The following is a 19,296-nucleotide window of genomic DNA, read 5'->3' on the forward strand; positions in this document are numbered from 1 at the left end:
ATAGTACATTGTTTGTTGGGGAAGCCGATTCACCACGATTCGATCGTGATGACCGCTCATTAGTTCTGTGGCGACGAGATCGTGATGCCTTCGCTGACCACAATCGGTTCGTTGCCTGGGACGATGGCTCCGGCCGGGATTCCCGATGGGCTGATCACAGCACCTCCGTAAATCTCTTGCCCATAACTAGGTGCGACGGAGGTTGCCGATCCGTAGCATTCGCTTGTTCCGCACGAGCCATTGCTTAGTCCACCGCCTTCGATGGTGCATCCGCAATCACCGAGCATGTTGGGGACTTCGATGTGGCCCTTCAAGTAAAGTTCCTTGTCGTTAGGCGAAGCACTGTTGAGGCCTGGCCCACCGCGGGGAACTTCATGAGGATCCATCGCAGCGACGAATTCCGGTGTAACAGTGATTAGAAGTTCGATGTCGTTGCGTTTCTCGCGAACCTTTCGGAACATGGTTCCGATGTAGGGCAATTCCCCAAGCAGCGGTGTCGCCTTGGTCTGCGACTCGGTTCGACTCTGCAGCAATCCTGCGATCGCGAACGTTTGACCGGCTTGCAGTTCGACAGCCGTCTCGACGTAGCGGGAACGGAAACCGACCACCTGGGCTCCTGAAACCGTCAAGCTAAGTGACGAGTCAACCTCGGAAACCTCAGGCCGTACTTCCAAACGAACACGTCCCGGACCCACAACGAAGGGCAGGAAGTCGATGGACGTTCCGAACTCTTCATACTGAACTTGGACTTGGCCGTTGTTGCCCGGCACGATGTAAGGCACGCGGCCGCCGACGTTGAAACGAGCAGGACGTCCGTGAGTGGCCACGACTGTTGGTTCAGCCAAGTACTTGACCAAGTCCTGTTGCCGAAGAGCCGAAATCAAAGCCGAGAAGTCACCGTTGTTGACGAACAGGCGATTGGTCGTGTCGACGCCCGAAGGAATGTCTCCCGCTACGGTACTTTGCCCGATGTCAATCAACCCGCCAGGCGACGAGTAGAAGAATGCGTCATCAGTGAAGCTACCCCAGTCAATGCCGAGTTCACGCAACTTGGTGCGTGAGACTTCCATGATGCGAGTGTGCAGAAGAATTTGTTGAACGCCAACCACTTTGATGTTGTTGACGACGGTCGCGTAGAACTGTTCAACGATTGCGACGGCGCGGTCCACGTCATCCACGTTGGTGACGGTGCCCGAGATAATCGCACTGTTGTTGACCGGAAGCACCTTGAGCGTTGCGTAAGGCAACTGAGTTCCCAAGATACCTTCGACTTCGCGAGCGTCGGGAATGACCGTCACATCAACGGTATACAGTTTGTCGTTGGTGTCCCAAAGATTTAGCTGCGTGGTACCAGGTGCCTTCGCAAAAATCTGGATTTGATTTTGCGAAACGGGAGTGGCATCAAGCAACGTCTCGTTGTGTACTTGGAACTTTGGAATGCGATCTTCCAAGGTCAAGATGCGACTGCTTTTGACGAGCATTTCAACTCGTTCAACAGTCTGCGAAATACTGCGGTTGACCGCTGACTCCGCTGACGTGAGTTGGACCGGTTGCTGTTGCGCCGAGGCTGAATTGGGAGTGATCCCAGCGGTGCCTAATAGCAACAGTGCCGAGGCTGCCAACGAGATCTTAAAACGAGATGTTTCCATCGCAAATGCATCCTTGCGTGACCGATGACGTTCCCAAGCCTACGAAGGCTTGAGGCAGCTTCTCATTCGCTCATCGACGACAATCCATTGTCTAGACGAGCGAATCAGTCCGTGCGGGTAAAAACAGTAGTGTAAAAGTCGTGAACGTTAGATGTGAGTGACGTGGCTGCCGATGAGGCCGCCTTCTTCTTGCACTCAAACCTTGAATTAGTAGCTTGATTGACGCGGTTGTTCGTTGATCGAACCACTGCGCTCAGGTGGTGGTTGAAACAGAGGGCTGTCTTCGCCATTGAGGTAGCTGTACTCGCCTTCATCCTTCGTGTCACGCGGTTGGGATCGCGACGTTGAACTATCAGTACTGGACGAATTCATGGACCCAGTGTCATCGCCGCCAACTTCGCCGATCTTAACCGGCAGTTTTCCGGGGACGATCCAGTACTCGACCATGCGGCCTTCCACCATCTTGATCATGGAGAAGCCATCTTCCTCTTCTTTTTTCTCTTCCTTCGGCTTCGGCATCATGGTGACGCGTGAGCGATTTCGCGAAGCGTCTTTGTCTCGTTTTGCCTGGTTCGCCGCTTGCTGCTGGGCTTCGCGATAGTCGTCAAGCCATCCCAGGAATTCCGCAGCGGCTTGATTCGAGCCATCTTCGGTGCTGTAGTCGGCGTCGCTTCCCAAGGCCAATTGGATCTTGCCGAGTTCGCCGGCGTAGGCCCAAGCTTGTTGGTCTTTCTTGTGAATCAGAAGCTGGATGTTTTGAATTCGTTTGGGCCGGTCATCGCCAGCTCGTCGTTCGGTATCACCATCAAGGGCGTAGACTCGAACGCCCATCAGCACGGTCTTCAGCATGCTTTGCGGAACCAGTTCGCTCTTTTCAAAGAACGCCAACACGTCCACCCGGTCGCCTGGTTGAATCAAGTTGGCGATGCTGACGTCGGATGCCTTCATTGCAACCACACTGAAGTTCTTAGGAACCGTAGTCCAGTTGTCGTCCATTAACTTCAGCGGCATGATCGGTTCGCCGGTATAGAAGCGTTGCTTCGCGTATTTCTCTTCGAGTCCTTCAAAGTCACCGGTGGAACCTTCGGGGATCTTGTCGATCGGCCATTGTTCCAAGCGGACTTTCTCGGGCGTGATTTCTTCGCCGATATCAATCGCCACGGACGCCACGAAAATTTCGGCGACCTGCTGATCGGCTTCGCCACCTGTGTTCGCGGTCAGGATTTGATTGGCGACCACGGTGACGATGGTGCCAACAAACAGCGCGATGAGGAGAAAAGCTGACTTTTTCATAGCGATCCAGGAGCCTTAAAGGCACGAGGTAAGGAGAGTCGGGTAAATTCGGAAGTTCCGAATGTCAAAACGAGGCGACTCAACATGGATGTTCGGTGGTTGGATGCTTCTCACTGCACCCCACACGATCCCGGGGGAATGACCATTACGATCATTCAAGTTCGCGCAGGCTCGGTAGCCTACGCAGTCGCTAAGGTTTGACAGGGACTTTGTCGTCCGAGCGTTGATAGGTTCCCCATCGGTTGGCTGCACTCACTTTGACGACGAAAAAAAGGGTGGCCAAGAAATCATTTCCGGACCACCCCCGCATTATTCGTTGATGACTGATTAGTCAGCCGCTTACATCAGCATGCCAGCCAAGGCGAAGTAGGCGATGGAGCCGATAGCCATTGGGATTCCGTAAGGCAGCAAGTACATGTTTGGCTTGCGTTCACGAGCGATCTCGGCGAGCTTCTTCGGTTGGCGAACATCTTTCCATTCGGCCAAGATTCGGTGAGCCATCGCGAAGTGATGTTCCCAGTTACCGCTCTTCCAGATCATGTAAGCCGCCATGACACCGCCGACAACGGCTGTCGCTGCGAAAGCATACAGTGTGATCACGGTGCCAAGCCAAGCTCCGACACCAGCGAGCAGTTTCACATCGCCAGCGCCCATGCCGCCTACGTTGCGAAGCACAAGCAACAGCATCATGCCGACTACGGTTCCAGCAAGACTGAACAACAAACCGTCGGAGCCGAAGCCACCTTGAACGGTCCAGTGAATCCAGCCCGAGATAATGAATGGGAAGGTCAGCCAGTTTGGCACCTTCAAGATTTTGCCGTCGATGACAGCGGCCACGACCAATACGATCGAAACGAACCAGACGACCCAGGTTTCAGCGGCGATGGATGCAGTGGATTGAAACATGATTGTTCCCCGTGATGTTTTGTTAATGCGGTAGGTTGGTGCTGCGCGAGACAACGCTTCCGTGGTCGGTAGGCAGCGGGTGGGAGGCGACGCGAGCGTGTGCGATGCTCTGCGAAGCCGGTTGGGTAGGTGGGGACGGTTTCAACAGGTTGTTGATAGGTCGCCAAGGTTGCCGGAATGAATTCAGCGGCGAGGTTATCGAGGTCCGATCATCCAATTGAGAATCGCGAATACCAAAGTCACGACACAGCAGGACAATTGCCACGCATAGGCAGCGGCGTCAACTGGTAGCAGAGGGTAATTCATAGTGCGAAATCCTAGACATGACGATCAACCGATGTTCACAGCGTCAGCACGCATCCCATGGAAGAGATGCGTGCCAAGACGCATAGAACGTTTGTAGGAAACGATGGCAGGCCTGCCAGCATTTCCAGATCGCAATTAGTTGGTGGCGATCTTGTCAGCAACTTCTTGGAACTTGGCGTTGGCGTTTTGGCCAACCAAGCTGATCGTTCCAAGACAGAAGATAACGATCAGAGCAAGCATAACTGCGTACTCAACTGCAGTTGGGCCATCTTCTTCTTTAAGGAATTCTACGACGCTGGTTGCGAAATTCTTCATGTGTCTCTCTCCGGAGTGAGATGCACGCCTAGGGCGTGCGATGACTAAGGTAGTGGGGCAGTTCTACATGAACCAACTCCCGGCTTAGGCAGCCCGTCTTTCGACTTTCGTCCGACTAGCCTTGGCTGATCAACAACGAGAACTCGTCGTTAACCGTTCCGTGGCAGCCCGGCTATCCTGAGGTTCTCACCAAACGGTGTTACCCACGGATCCGTAGCTTTGCGCCCCGTTTTCTCAAACGGTTTGCCTTTGTCTTGGAAAGCAAGGCTGACCGAACGATCTGGCCAACGGTTGTCACACCACTGGAAGAACACTCGGCAGCAGATCGAACACCGATCCGCTCACTTCTACAGGAAACCTATGACATTCCTAAGCAGAGTCAAAAAACTCCGGCCGAGGAAACCTTAACGATCAGCGAAACTATCCACCTGTGCCGTTTCTGACGGTTACGCAGGGGGTTGGGCCGTTTTTCAAATCAGAAGTCAATCTTTCAATCCAGTTGCTCGGCCCTTTTAACGACAAGCGTAGAGCGACGTCTGTCACCGGAGATCGACGTTGGCGGCTTAACGATCATCGTCCTTAGCGTCCAAATGTGGACGTTGTTCCTTACTTGGCCACTGGTCTGACCTTGGGAAAACACGAAACGGCCACCATGCTCCTTCGCGACGTTTGACAATCGCCAGCAACTCGTTCTGCCAAATGGCAGCCACCTCGGTTTCGTCCATTACCGTATCCAGGCTTGCTGGCCTCGAATCACCAGCCCGAGTGTCCGAATCATAATGCTGGTTCGACGGCAACTCACCCACGATCTCGAGGCCATGCAATAGCCGCACTGCATCGCCATCATTTACCGTTAGCTTGGGCAACGTCGCGGCCCCCTCGACCGCCAGTTTTAGTTTCGTGCGAGGATCACACTGTCGGATTTCTTCCACGCTCAATGCATCTTCTTCCGAAAATACCCCAATCCGATAGCGACGCAGGTACTTCATCACGCCTACCGAGCCAACGGCCTTAGCTAGGTCCATACCAAGGGTGCGGATGTACGTTCCCGATCCGCACACAATATCCAGATCCACTTCGGGAAATTCGTATCGCGTTACCTCGAACCGGTAAACGTCGACATCCCGCGAGGGCATCTTCACTTCTTCGCCAGCTCGGATGCGTTGGTAAGCTCGCCGACCATCGACTCGGATGGCCGAGTGCGCGGGGGGGATCTGGGATATACGTCCCGTCAGATCGCGGGCAGCCGATTCGAGCTGGGCAAGCGAGGGAACCGGCAGATCAGGTCGCGAGATCACCTCGCCCTCTAAATCACCCGAAACACTTGTCTGTCCCAACAAGAACGTGGATCGGTAGTGTTTTCTTTGTTCCTGAACATAGGGAACCAATCGCACCGCTCGGCCAACCCCAAGTACCATGACCCCTTCGGCCAACGGATCAAGTGTCCCCGCGTGGCCGAGTTTGATTTTTGGTTCGTTGCTATCCCTAGTCTCGCGGAATCGTTTTGCCACAATGTTGACAAGATCGCGAGAAGTCATCCCCACCGGTTTGTTGCAATTTAGGAATCCGAACGCGGTCACTGAGTTACTAAGGGGTCATTTGGTGGCGGCTGAACGGCAACTAGGTCAATTTTCAACCATCGAAATGCCGGGCTCAATCAAAGGCGCTTGGATCAAGAGTACGAGTAGGACGATTCGTTCATCGACGGTCTCTTGATCGGTGGTGCTGAATTGGCCTGCGAATGCCTGACATTTTGACGGCCCTTTGACATCCTCGATAGACCCTTCACTTCAAACCATCCAACCAGTAGCTGGCACGACCATGAAACCAGAATCCGAAGAGATCGTTTTGCGAGGTGAGCGATTCGATGTGTATCGCATGACACTCGCCGGAAGCGACGGGCAATCCTACCAACGCGAAGTGATTCGACATCCTGGCGCGGTTGTCTTGCTGCCGCTCATCGATGCCGATACCGTGGTCATGATCAATAACGGCCGACCCACGGTGGGGGAAACGTTATTGGAACTGCCCGCCGGAACTCGCGACCCCAACGAGTCGCCCGACGTCACGGCGCATCGAGAGTTGATCGAGGAAACCGGTTATCGCGCCGGATCCATCGAGTGCATCGCTGAATTTTTCTCGGCGCCCGGCATCAGTGACGAACTAATGTCGCTGTATGTCGCTCGCGACTTGACGCAAGGTCAGCATGCCCGCGAGGCCGTTGAGCAAATCGAGAATCGCGTAGTGCACCGAGACGAAGTCGCTCGACTTTTGCACGATGGGGAAATTCGTGACGGCAAAACTTTGATCGGACTCTATGCCTTTCTCTACTCGCCTCGTTTGAACCCAACAACGTAATGAAGACACCACTTATCAATCGTTCGTTGGCCGAATTCCTTAGCACTTACTGCTTGGTGCTGATCGGTTGTGGTGCGATGGTCGTCAATGGCGAAACGCAGGCGCTCACTCACGTGGGCGTGGCGACGGTGTGGGGGTTAATTGTGATGGTGATGATCTACGCGGTTGGACCAGTCAGCGGTGCGCACATGAATCCCGCCGTTACCATCGCGTTCACTGTCGCCAGGCGTTTGCCGCTCAAAGACGCGATTGCCTATGTGCCGTCGCAGTGTGCCGGCGCGATCGCCGGTGCAGCGTCACTAGCGATCGTTTTTGGTAGCCAGGCGTCATTCCTGGGCGCCACGCTAGTCCAACTCGAATTGACGCCACAGGCCGGCTTTGCAATCGAAGCAATGATGACGGCAATTTTGATGTTTGTCGTGATGGGCGTTTCCACAGGTGCCAAAGAAGAAACGATTACCGCTGGCCTTGCCGTGGGGGCCACGATCGCGATGGAAGCCTTCGTCGCCGGACCCTTGACCAATGCGTCCATGAATCCAGCGCGAAGTTTGGGGCCCGCGATCGTGTCGGGAATGACCACTGATCTATGGCTCTACATCGCGGCACCCATCGCCGGCGCGTTGATCGGTTGCGGCCTGCACCGGTTAATCAAACCTGGCTCAACAGACTTAACTATTCTTGAAGTTTAGGATTGTCACGGTGACGTGTTAAGTCTCGTCGGGTCTTCTTTTCTAAATTGCGTTTGAGCGCTTCGGAAAGATCGATGCCTGACTGGTTGGCCAAGCAAATCGTAACGAACATAACGTCGGCAAGTTCGTCGCTGAGTTCACCTAGCGTTGAACCTTCGCGTGTGGATTGCTCACCGACGGTTCGCGACAAAATGCGAGCGACCTCACCAACCTCTTCGACCAATTGCGCCAAGTTGGTGAGTTCCCCAAAGTAACGCACGCCAATCGTTTGGATCCAATCATCCACGATTGCTTGAGCTTGACGAACGGTTAGATCCTGGGTGGGGTCTGTTTTGCTCATCGAGACCGAATCAGGTAAGTGCCACTCTTGCCAGCAACTGCGATGTCCGCTCGGCCGTCGCCGTTGAAATCTTCAGTTACGATCTGCAGCCCAACACCAACGTGTCCTTCGTCAATGGTGTACCGAGTGAACTTATTGGTGGATGGATCCCATTGATAGTAGTAAAGGCATGGCATGTCCATTCCTCCGGGGTCATTGCCGTTGTGGGCAAAGTAGCGTTTGCCGGCGATCAAGTCCGGGCGTTGGTCGCCATCGATGTCGGCCCAAGCAAGTGAGTGAGGTTGGCTAAAGCTGCTGTCAATTTCATGTTCAGTCCAACTGATTTTACCAGTCTCATCAGCCCCATCATTTTGCCACCAATACAAACCGTAGTCGTGGCCATTGCCAATCACCAAGTCATGGTCGCCGTCTTCGTCGAGATCGACGACTAACATCGGCAGACTCGAATGAAGATCCCAATCGGGATGAAACGCCCATGGTTGCGTCCACGGTTGTGAAGCTGGTTGCTCGTACCACCCCTGTCCAACCAAGACGTCATATCTGCCGTCGCCACTGATATCGCCAACGGCGAGCCCGTGGCCATTCCCCTTGGGTCCAAGTTCGTGGCCCACCATTTTGTAGGCAGCCGGTTTTGATGCATCGGCTTGGCTTGGTTTCGCTGAAGCACCAGATGAACTTCCATCCGACGCACCTCCATCCGATTTGGCTTCACCGGATTCGATCGGCTCCAGTCGCCAAACCATCATGGGCACGTCTTTGGTCCAGCTATTGACGATCCATTCCGGTCGGCCATCGCCATCGACATCTTCTAACAGTTGCCCTTCGTTCGTTTTTCTTTCGGTATCGACAAGCACATGCTTGGGCCAGAGTTGCCCCAATCGCAAGCCTTCGTCGCCTGGATTCTCGAACCAATGCACTTCGGAACCCATGAAAGATCCTGCGATCACATCGAGGCGTCCGTCTTGATTGATATCCATCACGTAGTCGCCGTTGCTTTCGACGTAGCCGTTCCAGTCCTCGATCAATCGCAGCGGTCGCGGAGCCCAGTCGCCACCGCGAAACCATGATCGGCCAGCGACCAAGTCCGTGATTCCGTCGCCGTCAACATCGCCAGCGGCAATGCCTTCGTTGGAATCGAGCGCCAACAACTTGATCTCAAAGGAACAAGGTTTGCACGTATCCTTGGGTCCAGAGCTGCCATCGGCATGTGATTCCTGCGACCCCGCCTGAGGCTCTTGGGCACAGATTGGCATGCTCATTAGGGCGGGAAATGTCAAAAAAACTAGGAAAATCGTGTTTTTCATTTCGAGAAGTCTCGGTGGCGGGCGGTGGTGGGTAATTATTCTGGTGGGGCTAGAAAAGCAAACGGGGATGGGAGCAACGATTGCGGGGCGAGCGTTGCCAGCAACGTCAACCCGATCGGATTAACGATTCGCTTGAGGTCTTAGTTTTTAACTTTCACGAGGAAGTGATCTTTTGATTATCGAGTAAACCGGGCATGATGTCCGCGCAAACTATTCGCAAGTGAGTTTGGTTTGTCTCTCACAAGACTGCACTATATCCGTTGAGATCGCCTTGGAAATTTCGCAGACACCCGTTTCATCGAGAACTCATTCTCCGCTCGCCTCTACCGAAACCGGCGGTTCCGATGCGGCTCAGGTCCAGCCATTGTATCTGGAGGACATGAACGTTGGTGACCGCTGGATGAGTGAAAGTCGCGAGATTACCGCCGACGATGTTGCCGACTTCGCTATTTTAACCGGCGATAACGATCCGCTGCACACCGAGGCTGGGGCTAGTTCGCCCTTCGGTGAACCCGTCGCTCACGGATTGTTGGGTTTGAGCGTCCTTGCGGGGCTGAGCTCTCAGAAACCTAAAGTCGCAACGTTGGCCTTGGTCAGTATTGCCGAGTGGCAGTTTGAAGCTCCTATTTTCTTTGGTGACGTTGTCCGCGTTTGCACAGAGATTGAAGAAATTGGTCAACATGGTCGACGAGCCGGGCGTGTGACGTGGGTGCGATCGCTAATCAATCAACATGGACGCGTTGTTCAACGTGGCCGGTTCGTTTCTCTGGTTTCTACCCGAGCTCGAGCTCGGCGATTGTCAAACATTGAGAACGAGGCACCGACCGACGACACCTCTTCGCGTGGAACGCTTCCTGCAAGGTAAGTCCGAAGTCGCCGGGCCATACGCCGCCTCGTTCAAATCATGTTTATCATCGCCACCGACGAAGCGGGCTACGGACCCAAGCTTGGTCCGCTCGTCATCGCGGCCTCGACTTGGCAAGTTCAGCTGCCATCAAATCAGCCCAATGACGAAGCGGCTTTGTCCTTGGCGTTTGCCCCGCTCACGCAACCGGTAGCGATCGGCAAACTCAAAGTCCGAATCGACGATTCCAAAGCCATCTTCAAATCCGGTAGCGGGTTGGATGGATTGCACGCCATTGTTTGCGCAAGCCACATGGCTTGCGGGAAACGTTTTGGCAGCGGACGCGAGATGATCGAGTACGTTGCGGATACCGACTTCGAAGAAATTTTCGCCACGCCTTGGCTCAATCGCGATTGTTCGAGCCCGTTATTGGATGACGCCTCAACCGCCAACGCTATTGCCCAGTGGCAATCCACCGGTTGCCTTTTGTTAGATGTGAAAGCGCGAGTCATTACGGCCAAACGGTTTAATCAATTTTGCAACGAAGGAGCCAACAAGGCAGATTTGCTCTCTCGGTCTACTTTGCAACTAGTCCGCAACTCGGTTGAGGCTACCTCGGAAACGGACATTCGAGTGTTTTGCGATCGGCACGGCGGTCGGCGATACTACGCAGGTGTCATTGCGCACATTTTTCATGAGGGTAGTGTCGCTGTTGTATCGGAATCGCAATCAGAGAGTGTCTATCGTTGCGATTGGCAAGGAAAACAAATTCGCTTGGCTTTCACCGTAAAGGGTGACCGTTTCACTCCTGTGGCAATGTCGTCACTGCACGCCAAGTATCTGCGAGAACGAATGATGGCGTCTTTCAATCTTTACTTCGCGGAAAACTATGTCGGCGAGAGTCCTCTGAAGCCAACGGCCGGTTATCCCGTGGACGCGGATCGTTTCCTCACTCAAACAGCAGCACTACGCCAGCAGTTGAAGATCATTGATCTGGACCTCGTGCGGCAACGGTAAGGAAGTCGCTTACGAAGCGATCCGGTTGCGAAAGCCAGGGGCTCGGAACGCTCTGCTTACTATTGGGCTCATTCGCATCGCATTCTTGCGGGCGTCAGTCCAATTCGAAAGCCTCATTAACGTGGATTCCCAAGACGATACAATGATTCAACTACCGTCACTCCTCGTCTGATTAATCATGTCCACCTACAGGCTTCCCGACGATCGACGATTTCAGCTAGGTGGAGCGTTGTTCTTAGGATCACTGTTCGTTTTCTTCGTCAGCAGTATTCTGCTCTATGGGTTCTACGCGTATTCCCGACGCGATGATCCTCAAAGCAGTGCAACGTTGCCGAGCAGCTTTTTGATCAGCACGGTCTGTTTGTTGGTCATCAGCATTCTGGTTCATCTGGCCACACGAGCGGTTCGTCGCGATCGAATGAACGCAACTTGCGGACTGCTGGCCGTTAGCGGTCTTGCTGCAACTATCTTCATGGGAGTGCAGTTCTTTGCCATGAGCGAAATGCTCGGTGGGCCAGCGATGCGAGAGGGAACTGGGAAAGGGGTTGCCGGCATGGTGGCCGTTCTGGCTTTCCTGCATGCACTGCACGTTGCTGGCGGAGTCATCTCGCTAGGAATCGTCTCGGTACGTTCCTGGCAGGGCAAGTACGATCATGAACGTCATTGGCCGGTCGACTTCGCTGCGCAGTATTGGCACTTTCTTGATGGCGTGTGGCTATGCATGCTCGCAGCATTCTGGTTCACGACGGGCGGGTTCGCCTGGTAGCGGCGTTTGATTCAAGACTTACTGTTTTGAGCTCAAATCTTTCAAAATGCTCGTTACTTCCGTCGCGTTATCAATCACGGCGGACCAGTTCTGATTTTGAATGATTCGTCGCGGAGCAATCCATTCGCCGGCAATGCAAAGCACATCGTCGTGGCTTAAGTAGCGTCGCAGGTGCATCAATGACATCCCGCCACCGATCATGAACTTCACGCCCAGGTGACTGTACGCATCTCGGATTGAGCGGAAGTAGTCGATTCCGCCGATAGGCTCCATCGGAAACAAATGCAGATGGCGGCACCCTAACGAGACGGCGGATTGGATCTCGCTGGGAGTCATCACCCCTGGAATGAACGGGAAGTTCAGATGATCTGCTGCTTCGATGACCGCTCTGTCGGTTCCAAAGGATGAACCGTAAGAAGCCCCCGCCTCTTTCGCTTGACGAAGCTGATCTTCAAAGACCACTCCTGCGGCCCCTACCAAGCATTCCGGAACATTGGCGCGAAGCTTCGCAATCGCTTCAGACGCGGCTTTGGATTGAAAGGAAACCTCTATCGCTTTGATCCCGCAGGCGAGCAAAGCTTTTCCAAGCGGAATCGCATCGTCGGGACGGTCGATCGTGACCATCGCCGTTACCTTCGTGTCGGACAGCCGTTCTTCAAGGTCAGTAGGAAATACAAATGTGCTCATGGCAATCGATAGCAGGAAAAAACAGGCCGTGGAACACCAGCGAGTTTAGAGATATGCGAACTCGGACCGAAGTCACGAAGGACTTTGCGAATCAGGGATGCCTTAGTCTAGCAGTCTCGCATCACCTTCGTCGTTGAACGAAAGAGGATAAAGAGGCGTGATCGGATCCAGTTGACTGGACTGTTGAGCCTGTTCCAACAAAGCTTCGCTGCAGATCATTTCGCCAAGTGACAGTGTGTCTCGAATCGACACCCATTTGATTTCGCTTGGTGGCCTTGAGTTCATCTGAGATACCGCGGCTTCGAAAACTTCCAGGTCACTGTCGAACGTGAGCGGAATGCGACCGGCGGTGACATGATCGCTGGTAATGCAGTTGATTCGAGTCTTGTTTTCGTCCAGTTCATTCACGACACGACGATGGCAGTATTCTGCGATTCCGATGCCGGCCGCGTTACCCGCCGTCTTGGGACTCAACGACCGGACATAGATCTGTTTAACCTTGGGCCATTCGTTCGCGTCGGCGATGTTGTCGTTTGACTTTCGTCCGATCACATTGGTGTCCATTCCGGTACCGCTGATTTCTTTGCCAATTCGATCGATGATTAGCAGGTCGATTTCGTCGAATGGCAGCCGAGGCATTTGCATGGTTGCCATCGCTAAGAGTTCCGGTTCTCTTGCGAGCCAGTCTTTGCCCGCGACCGCCTCGACGTGCGAAGTTTGGTCGGCGGCATCCTCGATGACGGCTAAACCCATCAGGATTGGCAATTCACGAACAATGTGTTTGACAATGGGGACCGCCATGTTTTCCAGACGGTAGTGATAGCGACCCATCACTTCGTGGTAGGCACTCGCACCGGCTTGTTTCCCCAGACCAATCAACAACATTTTGACCAGTCCGCTTTGCAGAGTTCCGGTTATCCGCGTATGTGGCTTAACTCGGTTGACGACGATGATTTGGTCCGCATTCGCCGCAAACTCGTCGAAGCGAATATCGAAGCCTTCGTCCGTTTGTCCCAGCGAGATGGTTTCCATCGACGAATGGATCTCGCAGTTCATCGTTTGTGGGTTGATGCTAAGCGAGTTCAGTATTTCCGTTTGTCCTTGGGCCGTTGCCCCGCCATGGCTCCCCATCGCCGGAACGATAAACGGAGTTCCGCCAGCGGCAACGACGCAATCGACAACTTGGCGAACAATCTGGGGCAAATTCGCGATTCCGCGGCTACCTACCGCTATCGCGACCCGTTGCCCTGGCTTGATAGCTTCAAGTAATTGCGATTGTTCGATGGTGTCGGCAACTGATTTTGGGACGTCAGGTAATGGCCGCTCAAACAAGTCTTGACGAACGCGAAAGACTTTTGGGAATCGAATCGTTGCATCCGAGGTGTTCATTGCGGCTCTCGCAGTTCCAAAGGATTGATCGCCAATCTAGGCCGCAGTTCCTTCAGCCGAGTGAGCCCTTGATGGCTGACGCTTGTCCGTTGCACGTCAACGCTTTCTAGCTTCTTCATCTTTGCAATTTTTTCGATTGAATCATCGGTGACTTTGGATCCTGTTAGCCATAGCGTTTCGATTGGCGCATCATCATTGATGGCTCGCACCGTTTCGTCTCCGATCCTTGTCCAGCTTAGGTCGAGTTCGTGAAGGTTGTTAAGCTTGGTCAGCCATGAAGCGACGGCGTCATCGATTTGAGTGGCTTCCAAATTAAGCTGTTCGAGTTCAGCAGGACGCGGAGCTAAACGCATCACCGCCGCCGAGTCAATCTTCGATCGTGACAGGTCGAGCCATTGCAGATGATCGAGTCTTTCGAGCGTTCGCAGACCGGATGATGTTATCTCGCAACCAGCAAAACAAATTTGTCGAAGGCTTCGTTGCGATGGATTTCGAATCAAGTGATCGTCATCCACCGACAAGAATGATTGCATCGCATCAGGGTCATGGACCAGTGGCGAGGCTTCAGCCCGGGGCTCAGCAAAGTCAGTTCTTAGTTGGTAAAGCGTGGCCAATTGATCGTAGATCCATTGACGAGTGTCTTGATCGCCTCCATCGAGCAAGCGATGGGTGTTGGCGATCGCGTGCGCGTACCACCTTGGCAGGTCCGTTCGCATCTGAGCCGTTTCGCGGCTATCACGACGCAGTTCAGCCATTGGCATCCGATCGCCACTGGCGAGAATCCGATAGCGGGCAAATTGTAGTCTTGGCGAATCCCAACCTCCGAGCGTGACACACCCGTTGATGCTTACCATCGATTCAAAGTAGCCAGCAATTCCCTCCACTAACCAGAAGTCCTGATCGTTGCCTGGGGAATTCGCTGACTTATTGGTCGTCGCTTCACGAAAGAGTTGATGAACGACCTCATGTCGGAGCGTTGCAAGCACCTCATCCGAATTGCCCGGGTCATTCGCTGACAACTTCGGAGCAAACAGGAACGTTATTTTTCTTTCGTCGTTATAAAATCCCGTCGATCGTTCGATGCCTGGGATATCAACTCTGAGCGACTGGGCATATTCCGTTGCATCTCGAAACAAAACGACCTTCATGCGTTTCTTTGTGGTGACTCGCTTATTGATCGTTCGTAAGTAGTCGGTGATAGATTGCACGTTGTCAGGGGACGCTAGTTCCGAACCGGGAAATGCATCGAAGTGTGATGAGACTTGCGGTGCGGCTTCCCAAAAAGGAAAGCACAACTGAGTCCATACCCAGTAACACTGCTCAAGCGTCTCGGCGACTTGTGTGCTGGTTTCGCGGTCACCTCGGCTGTAAATCACAAAGTGATTGGACTGGATTTCGGCGTAAGAACCTCGCTTCCATTTCAATTCGGCGGGCGCTGAGCGTCCGCGACGAATGTCGAGACGATAGTTTTGATTCGGATCCCGATCGTTAGTCGCGAAACCGAAGTATCGCCGTATGTCTTTGTCATCGGGGGCGTGGTAGTGGGATCGCCATAACATCATGTACCGATGCCATGCCGAACCTTTTCCCGCGTGAGGGAACGAAGCAAGCAATTCGTCCGGGGTGGCATAGGAGGGCAAGGGAGTCGCCGGAGCAGTGTCAGTTTCGCCCTCGACTGACTGCGGAATAAAACAAAGTACTCGGTCGCCGCGGGTGGGTTGCGAAGCGACGATGACAGTCGGTTGCCCAAGGACAAAGAGCAAGCCAATCGCGACAATCACGGTTTGAACAGACAATGGCATGAATCACGAGAGAGTATTGGTCAAGCTTGCGAAATAGCGAGAATCAAGGACTGCTATCTAGTAGTAGCGTACGCACTTTTGTTCGTGCGCGACGTGTTTGCGACGCTCATAACTTCACATTGATTCGTTATGGTCGTGGTAACCGGTCGAATCGCGTTAAGCCGTTGGTGGTCATTTGTTTAGTTGCGATAATTTCGGAAGGTTTTAGTGGCGAATTGGTCGCCCTTGTGACCGGGTTTCGTGCACGAGTATGTAGGAATTGCCGGTAAAATCGGTTCTCTAACCCCCTGAAGGTGCTGTCGTGTTATGGATCTGAGCGATTGACAACAGTGCCCTGAGGCAGCCAATCTGAGCGTCTGAAATGGATGCCCGCGCAGGTGATTTTGATTTGGCAGTGATGCCACGATTGAAATTCGGCGTCGGGCTTTTTTGACTCAATGAGATTCAATGCATGTCGAGAGCTTCACTCGAAGCGATACGTTCAGCGACACCGGCAGTTTTGCCGAGTCTGCTGTTGTGCGATTTTGGAGACCTCAAGGGCGAAGTTGCTCGGCTGGCTGACGCTGGTACGAAGGTTTTGCACCTTGACGTCATGGATGGCCACTTCGTTCCTAATATGACCTACGCGATGCCAATCGTCGAAGGGCTGCGGCGTCACACGGACATGCCTTTGGATGTCCATTTGATGATCAGCGATCCATTGGCCTATGCCAAAGCGATGGTGGACGCGGGCGCGGACATGCTGACGTTTCATGTCGAAGCAGTCAAAGACGCCGCCGCGGTCGCTCAAGAGATCTCAGATCTCGGCGTCAATGTCGGGATCGCTTTAAATCCTGAAACGCCTTTGGCATTGCTTCGTGAATCGTTGCCGCACGTCGACATGGTTTTGGTGATGAGCGTCGAAGCGGGATTCGGCGGCCAGAAATTCAATCCAGTAGCGTTGGAAAAGCTGCAGGTCCTTCGTAAGGAATTTCCAGACCTTCTGCTTCAAATTGATGGTGGAATTGACACCAGCACGATTGGACCTGCTCGCGAGGCAGGTTGTGACCTGTTTGTCGTAGGGTCGGCTATTTTCAAGAAGGACGATTACAAGGCCGCGATCGCAGAACTAGATGACGCGATTGCCAAAGCAGAAGGAACTGCATCATGATTGCGCTAAAATCACTCGCCAATGCACCGGTGCTGTTGATCCGTCCTGGTTGCACCGAATTCGACGAGCAGCGTCGCATCAAAGGGTCGCTTGATATGCCCCTTAGTGAAGCCGGTCATCGTCAAGTCGAATCCATGACTGGCATGATCAGCGACTTTAGGCCCAAGATCATCTACACCGCACCTTGTGAGTCGGCTGTTCAAACTGCCGAACGCTTGGCGAAGGTTGGGCGATCCAAGGTAAAGATCGTCGACGCTCTTCGAAACGTCGACCATGGACTATGGCACGGCAAGCTGATCGAAGAGCTTAAGCGGAACAATCCCAAGCTCTATCGGCGTGGGCAAGAGTCACCTGATGATATTTGTCCGCCCGGTGGCGAATCATTCTTGGACGCTCGATTGCGCATTGAAAAAGCTGTTCGCAAACTGCTGAAGAAGTCAGGCGGTCAGTTGGTGGCAATTGTTGTCCCAGACCCACTCGCGCAGATTGTTCAGAACCTGCTCAGCGGCGAAGACATGTTTGACCTTTGGCAGGCCGAAACCGACTCGGGTCGCTGGGATCTTATCGAACCGGTGACCTAAGATCTCCGGCATCTCAACAAGAGGATCCATCGGCATCGCCGAAGTTCGAGTGGTCGCGGATGGCACCCAGGTCCTTAGACGCGACGAGGTCCATCGGCGAACGTTACGTAGCGAAGGATCGCGTAGTCGAACTTCGTATAGCCAGACGCTACGTACGTTTAGTAGGCACCTTCTCGCATCAGAAGTGTCCGCACGGTTCGCAATGCAATGTAGGCGTCTAGCCAGATTGACCAGTTAGTCACGTAGTAGCAATCCAGATGTACCCTCTGGTTATAGCTGGTGTCGTTCCGCCCGCTGACCTGCCAAAGACCTGTGATTCCTGGCGTGACTCGTAGGTAGAACGAGTACATGTCGCCGTAACGAGCCACTTCGCTTTGCACGATCGGGCGTGGACCCACCAAGCTCATTTCACCAACCAGGACATTCCACAACTGAGGCAACTCATCCAGGCTCGACTTACGAAGAAAGCCTCCTATACCGGGAATGATGCGTGGGTCGTTCTTCAGCTTTTGGTCCTCGATCCACTCATGGCGGGCATCGGGGTTCGATTCCAAATAGTCGTCTAAGACACGATCTGCGTTCACCACCATCGTTCGCAATTTCCACGCTTTGAAACGCCGGCCACCCCGCCCAATTCGCGTGTGGCCATAAAACGCAGGTCCCGGGCTGTTTTTCTTGATTAGCACCACGAACAGGGCAATTAATGGCGAAAGAAGAAGCAGCGCGAGTGCGGCAATGATGGTGTCCGCGAACAACTTGAACAATCTCGCGAAGGGCCGACGTAAGTGATCGGTAATGTGGACTCCGAGTACGCCCGCGCAGTCTTTGGAGTGCGACCACAGCGAAGGAATTAGCAACGGCGACGGAAGCACAATCAGGTTTCCAATGCGCGAGCAACATCGCATCACATCATCCATTTGAATTTCTTCGCCGTTTGCTGGTGCGACAACACCCCAACGAAGGTCGTAGTTGACGGAAAGCTGTCCCACATCTTGCAACGTCCCAAGCAACGGAACGTCTGAATTCGTAGCCGCGAAATGACTGGTAGCGAAAGTGTCTGTTGGTTCGGCTTGGTGATTCCCTGGTTCATCAGATTGGGGTCTTTGCAGGTCTATCACACCGATGGGTCGGAAGCCTCGGCCAGCAGCACGTCGATAGTACGAATAAATCGCTCGGGCTCGGCTGCCACTTCCAATGATTAACCCCCGTTCACCCCACCACGCGCAGCGTCCGAGGTGATACCGACCGAGTGACCGAGCCAGTGGCAACACCACCGCTGCGACCGCCGTGCAGGCAAGACCGACAATTGCCTCTCCCAGGCTCAGGTTGGCTACCAAGCGGTTTGACAGCAGGATTAACAGAAACGCCATCGTTGATGATCGCACCAACTGGCGAACTTCGAGGACCGGTGACATCATCGTTCCCGGAAACAACCCCAACAATTGGCCAATTCCCACGTAGGCAATCAACACTGCTATCGCCTGAACCCACATTCGACTGTGAGCGGGAACACCGATCGCAACGAGCAATGTCGTTGCGATAGAGATACTAAGCAAGATCGCCAAGCAATCAATGATGACCAGCGGAATCACCGTGTTAAGCAATTGCTGCTGTGATGATCGAACTGGGAATTTCGGAAGCGGTCCGGCGAATGACGAACGAGATGGCTCGATCGCAGTTTCATCTTTGGTCCAGCCGACGGACTCGCGAGCGTGTAACGGATGTTTTGCGGGAGGAGCAAAATGCTCGATAACGTCCGCTGAAACAACACCTACTGGAATCTGAGACATAGGATGGTCGTGGGGAATGCCGGTCTTGAGACGAAGCGATTCACAAGAGCACAGCGATGTCAGAGCACCTAGTCACTCCGACACACCTGAAGCTTCCCATGGCAATCGCA

Annotated in this window: 18 protein-coding genes and 1 riboswitch; of the genes, 7 read left to right on the top strand and 11 right to left on the bottom strand. The window is 53.7% G+C overall.

Features of this window, described 5'->3' with window-relative positions; genetic code table 11:
- Positions 1-59 precede the first annotated feature (59 nt).
- The 5 genes from Pla22_RS08415 to truB form a co-directional block, all read right to left on the bottom strand.
- The gene (locus Pla22_RS08415; RefSeq protein ID WP_146514219.1) at positions 60-1,649 is read right to left on the bottom strand and encodes a type II and III secretion system protein family protein; all 1,590 of its coding nucleotides are present in this window, start codon (positions 1,647-1,649) and stop codon (positions 60-62) included.
- 207 nt (positions 1,650-1,856) lie between these two features.
- Positions 1,857-2,942 carry a Flp pilus assembly protein CpaB gene (gene cpaB, locus Pla22_RS08420; protein WP_146514220.1) on the bottom strand — a complete coding sequence of 362 codons (1,086 nt, stop codon included), beginning with the start codon at positions 2,940-2,942 and terminating at the stop codon, positions 1,857-1,859.
- 339 nt (positions 2,943-3,281) lie between these two features.
- Positions 3,282-3,848 carry an A24 family peptidase gene (locus Pla22_RS08425; RefSeq protein ID WP_146514221.1) on the bottom strand — a complete coding sequence of 189 codons (567 nt, stop codon included), beginning with the start codon at positions 3,846-3,848 and terminating at the stop codon, positions 3,282-3,284.
- A gap of 441 nt (positions 3,849-4,289) precedes the next feature.
- Positions 4,290-4,469: a Flp family type IVb pilin gene (locus tag Pla22_RS08430; RefSeq protein ID WP_146514222.1), complete on the bottom strand. Its 180-nt coding sequence runs from the start codon at positions 4,467-4,469 to the stop codon at positions 4,290-4,292.
- A 159-nt stretch (positions 4,470-4,628) separates the two neighbouring features.
- A riboswitch (cyclic di-GMP riboswitch) is annotated at positions 4,629-4,727 on the bottom strand.
- Positions 4,728-5,032: 305 nt separating this feature from the next.
- Positions 5,033-6,049, bottom strand: coding sequence for a tRNA pseudouridine(55) synthase TruB (gene truB, locus Pla22_RS08435; protein ID WP_261343134.1), 1,017 nt, complete (start codon positions 6,047-6,049; stop codon positions 5,033-5,035).
- A gap of 241 nt (positions 6,050-6,290) precedes the next feature.
- Between truB and Pla22_RS08440 the strand changes: the two genes are divergently transcribed.
- Together Pla22_RS08440 and Pla22_RS08445 are read left to right on the top strand one after the other, a co-directional pair.
- The gene (locus Pla22_RS08440; RefSeq protein WP_146514224.1) at positions 6,291-6,827 is read left to right on the top strand and encodes an NUDIX hydrolase; all 537 of its coding nucleotides are present in this window, start codon (positions 6,291-6,293) and stop codon (positions 6,825-6,827) included.
- The gene (locus tag Pla22_RS08445) at positions 6,827-7,516 is read left to right on the top strand and encodes an MIP/aquaporin family protein (protein WP_146514225.1); all 690 of its coding nucleotides are present in this window, start codon (positions 6,827-6,829) and stop codon (positions 7,514-7,516) included. Before Pla22_RS08440 ends, Pla22_RS08445 begins: the two co-directional genes overlap by 1 nt.
- Here Pla22_RS08445 and Pla22_RS08450 read toward each other — a convergent pair.
- Both Pla22_RS08450 and Pla22_RS08455 read right to left on the bottom strand, forming a co-directional pair.
- A complete protein-coding gene (locus Pla22_RS08450) occupies positions 7,500-7,856 on the bottom strand; it encodes a nucleotide pyrophosphohydrolase (RefSeq protein ID WP_146514226.1) in 357 nt (118 codons plus the stop codon). The two genes, Pla22_RS08445 and Pla22_RS08450, sit on opposite strands and share 17 nt — an antisense overlap.
- The gene (locus Pla22_RS08455) at positions 7,853-9,109 is read right to left on the bottom strand and encodes an FG-GAP repeat domain-containing protein (RefSeq protein ID WP_146514227.1); all 1,257 of its coding nucleotides are present in this window, start codon (positions 9,107-9,109) and stop codon (positions 7,853-7,855) included. The genes Pla22_RS08450 and Pla22_RS08455 overlap by 4 nt, the downstream gene beginning before the upstream one ends.
- A 322-nt stretch (positions 9,110-9,431) precedes the next feature.
- Here Pla22_RS08455 and Pla22_RS08460 point away from each other — a divergent pair, with 322 nt between their 5' ends.
- From Pla22_RS08460 to Pla22_RS08470, 3 genes are all read left to right on the top strand, one after another.
- Complete coding sequence (locus Pla22_RS08460) at positions 9,432-10,025, top strand: MaoC family dehydratase (protein ID WP_242631881.1); 594 nt, start codon at positions 9,432-9,434, stop codon at positions 10,023-10,025.
- 39 nt (positions 10,026-10,064) lie between these two features.
- Positions 10,065-11,021: a hypothetical protein gene (locus Pla22_RS08465; RefSeq protein ID WP_146514228.1), complete on the top strand. Its 957-nt coding sequence runs from the start codon at positions 10,065-10,067 to the stop codon at positions 11,019-11,021.
- Between the two features lie 178 nt (positions 11,022-11,199).
- Positions 11,200-11,787, top strand: coding sequence for a cytochrome c oxidase subunit 3 (locus tag Pla22_RS08470; protein ID WP_146514229.1), 588 nt, complete (start codon positions 11,200-11,202; stop codon positions 11,785-11,787).
- 18 nt (positions 11,788-11,805) lie between these two features.
- Here the strand turns inward: Pla22_RS08470 and eda are convergent, their stop codons facing one another.
- From eda to Pla22_RS08485, 3 genes are all read right to left on the bottom strand, one after another.
- Complete coding sequence (gene eda / locus Pla22_RS08475) at positions 11,806-12,474, bottom strand: bifunctional 4-hydroxy-2-oxoglutarate aldolase/2-dehydro-3-deoxy-phosphogluconate aldolase (protein WP_146514230.1); 669 nt, start codon at positions 12,472-12,474, stop codon at positions 11,806-11,808.
- 102 nt (positions 12,475-12,576) lie between these two features.
- Positions 12,577-13,863: a nickel pincer cofactor-dependent isomerase, group 22 gene (locus Pla22_RS08480; protein WP_146514231.1), complete on the bottom strand. Its 1,287-nt coding sequence runs from the start codon at positions 13,861-13,863 to the stop codon at positions 12,577-12,579.
- Positions 13,860-15,665: a DUF1570 domain-containing protein gene (locus tag Pla22_RS08485; RefSeq protein ID WP_146514232.1), complete on the bottom strand. Its 1,806-nt coding sequence runs from the start codon at positions 15,663-15,665 to the stop codon at positions 13,860-13,862. Before Pla22_RS08485 ends, Pla22_RS08480 begins: the two co-directional genes overlap by 4 nt.
- Before the next feature lie 451 nt (positions 15,666-16,116).
- Between Pla22_RS08485 and rpe the strand changes: the two genes are divergently transcribed.
- Positions 16,117-16,815, top strand: a complete 699-nt coding sequence (gene rpe / locus Pla22_RS08490) for a ribulose-phosphate 3-epimerase (protein WP_146514233.1) — start codon at positions 16,117-16,119, stop codon at positions 16,813-16,815.
- A complete protein-coding gene (locus tag Pla22_RS08495) occupies positions 16,812-17,396 on the top strand; it encodes a histidine phosphatase family protein (RefSeq protein ID WP_146514234.1) in 585 nt (194 codons plus the stop codon). The genes rpe and Pla22_RS08495 overlap by 4 nt, the downstream gene beginning before the upstream one ends.
- Before the next feature lie 158 nt (positions 17,397-17,554).
- On the opposite strand, the gene wbaP is transcribed toward Pla22_RS08495, so the two are convergent.
- Positions 17,555-19,186 (bottom strand): undecaprenyl-phosphate galactose phosphotransferase WbaP, encoded by a 1,632-nt coding sequence (wbaP, locus tag Pla22_RS08500; protein ID WP_146514235.1) that lies wholly within the window; start codon positions 19,184-19,186, stop codon positions 17,555-17,557.
- Positions 19,187-19,296: the final 110 nt, after the last annotated feature.

Origin of the sequence: Rubripirellula amarantea, assembly GCF_007859865.1 — a bacterium.
GTDB lineage: Bacteria > Planctomycetota > Planctomycetia > Pirellulales > Pirellulaceae > Rubripirellula > Rubripirellula amarantea.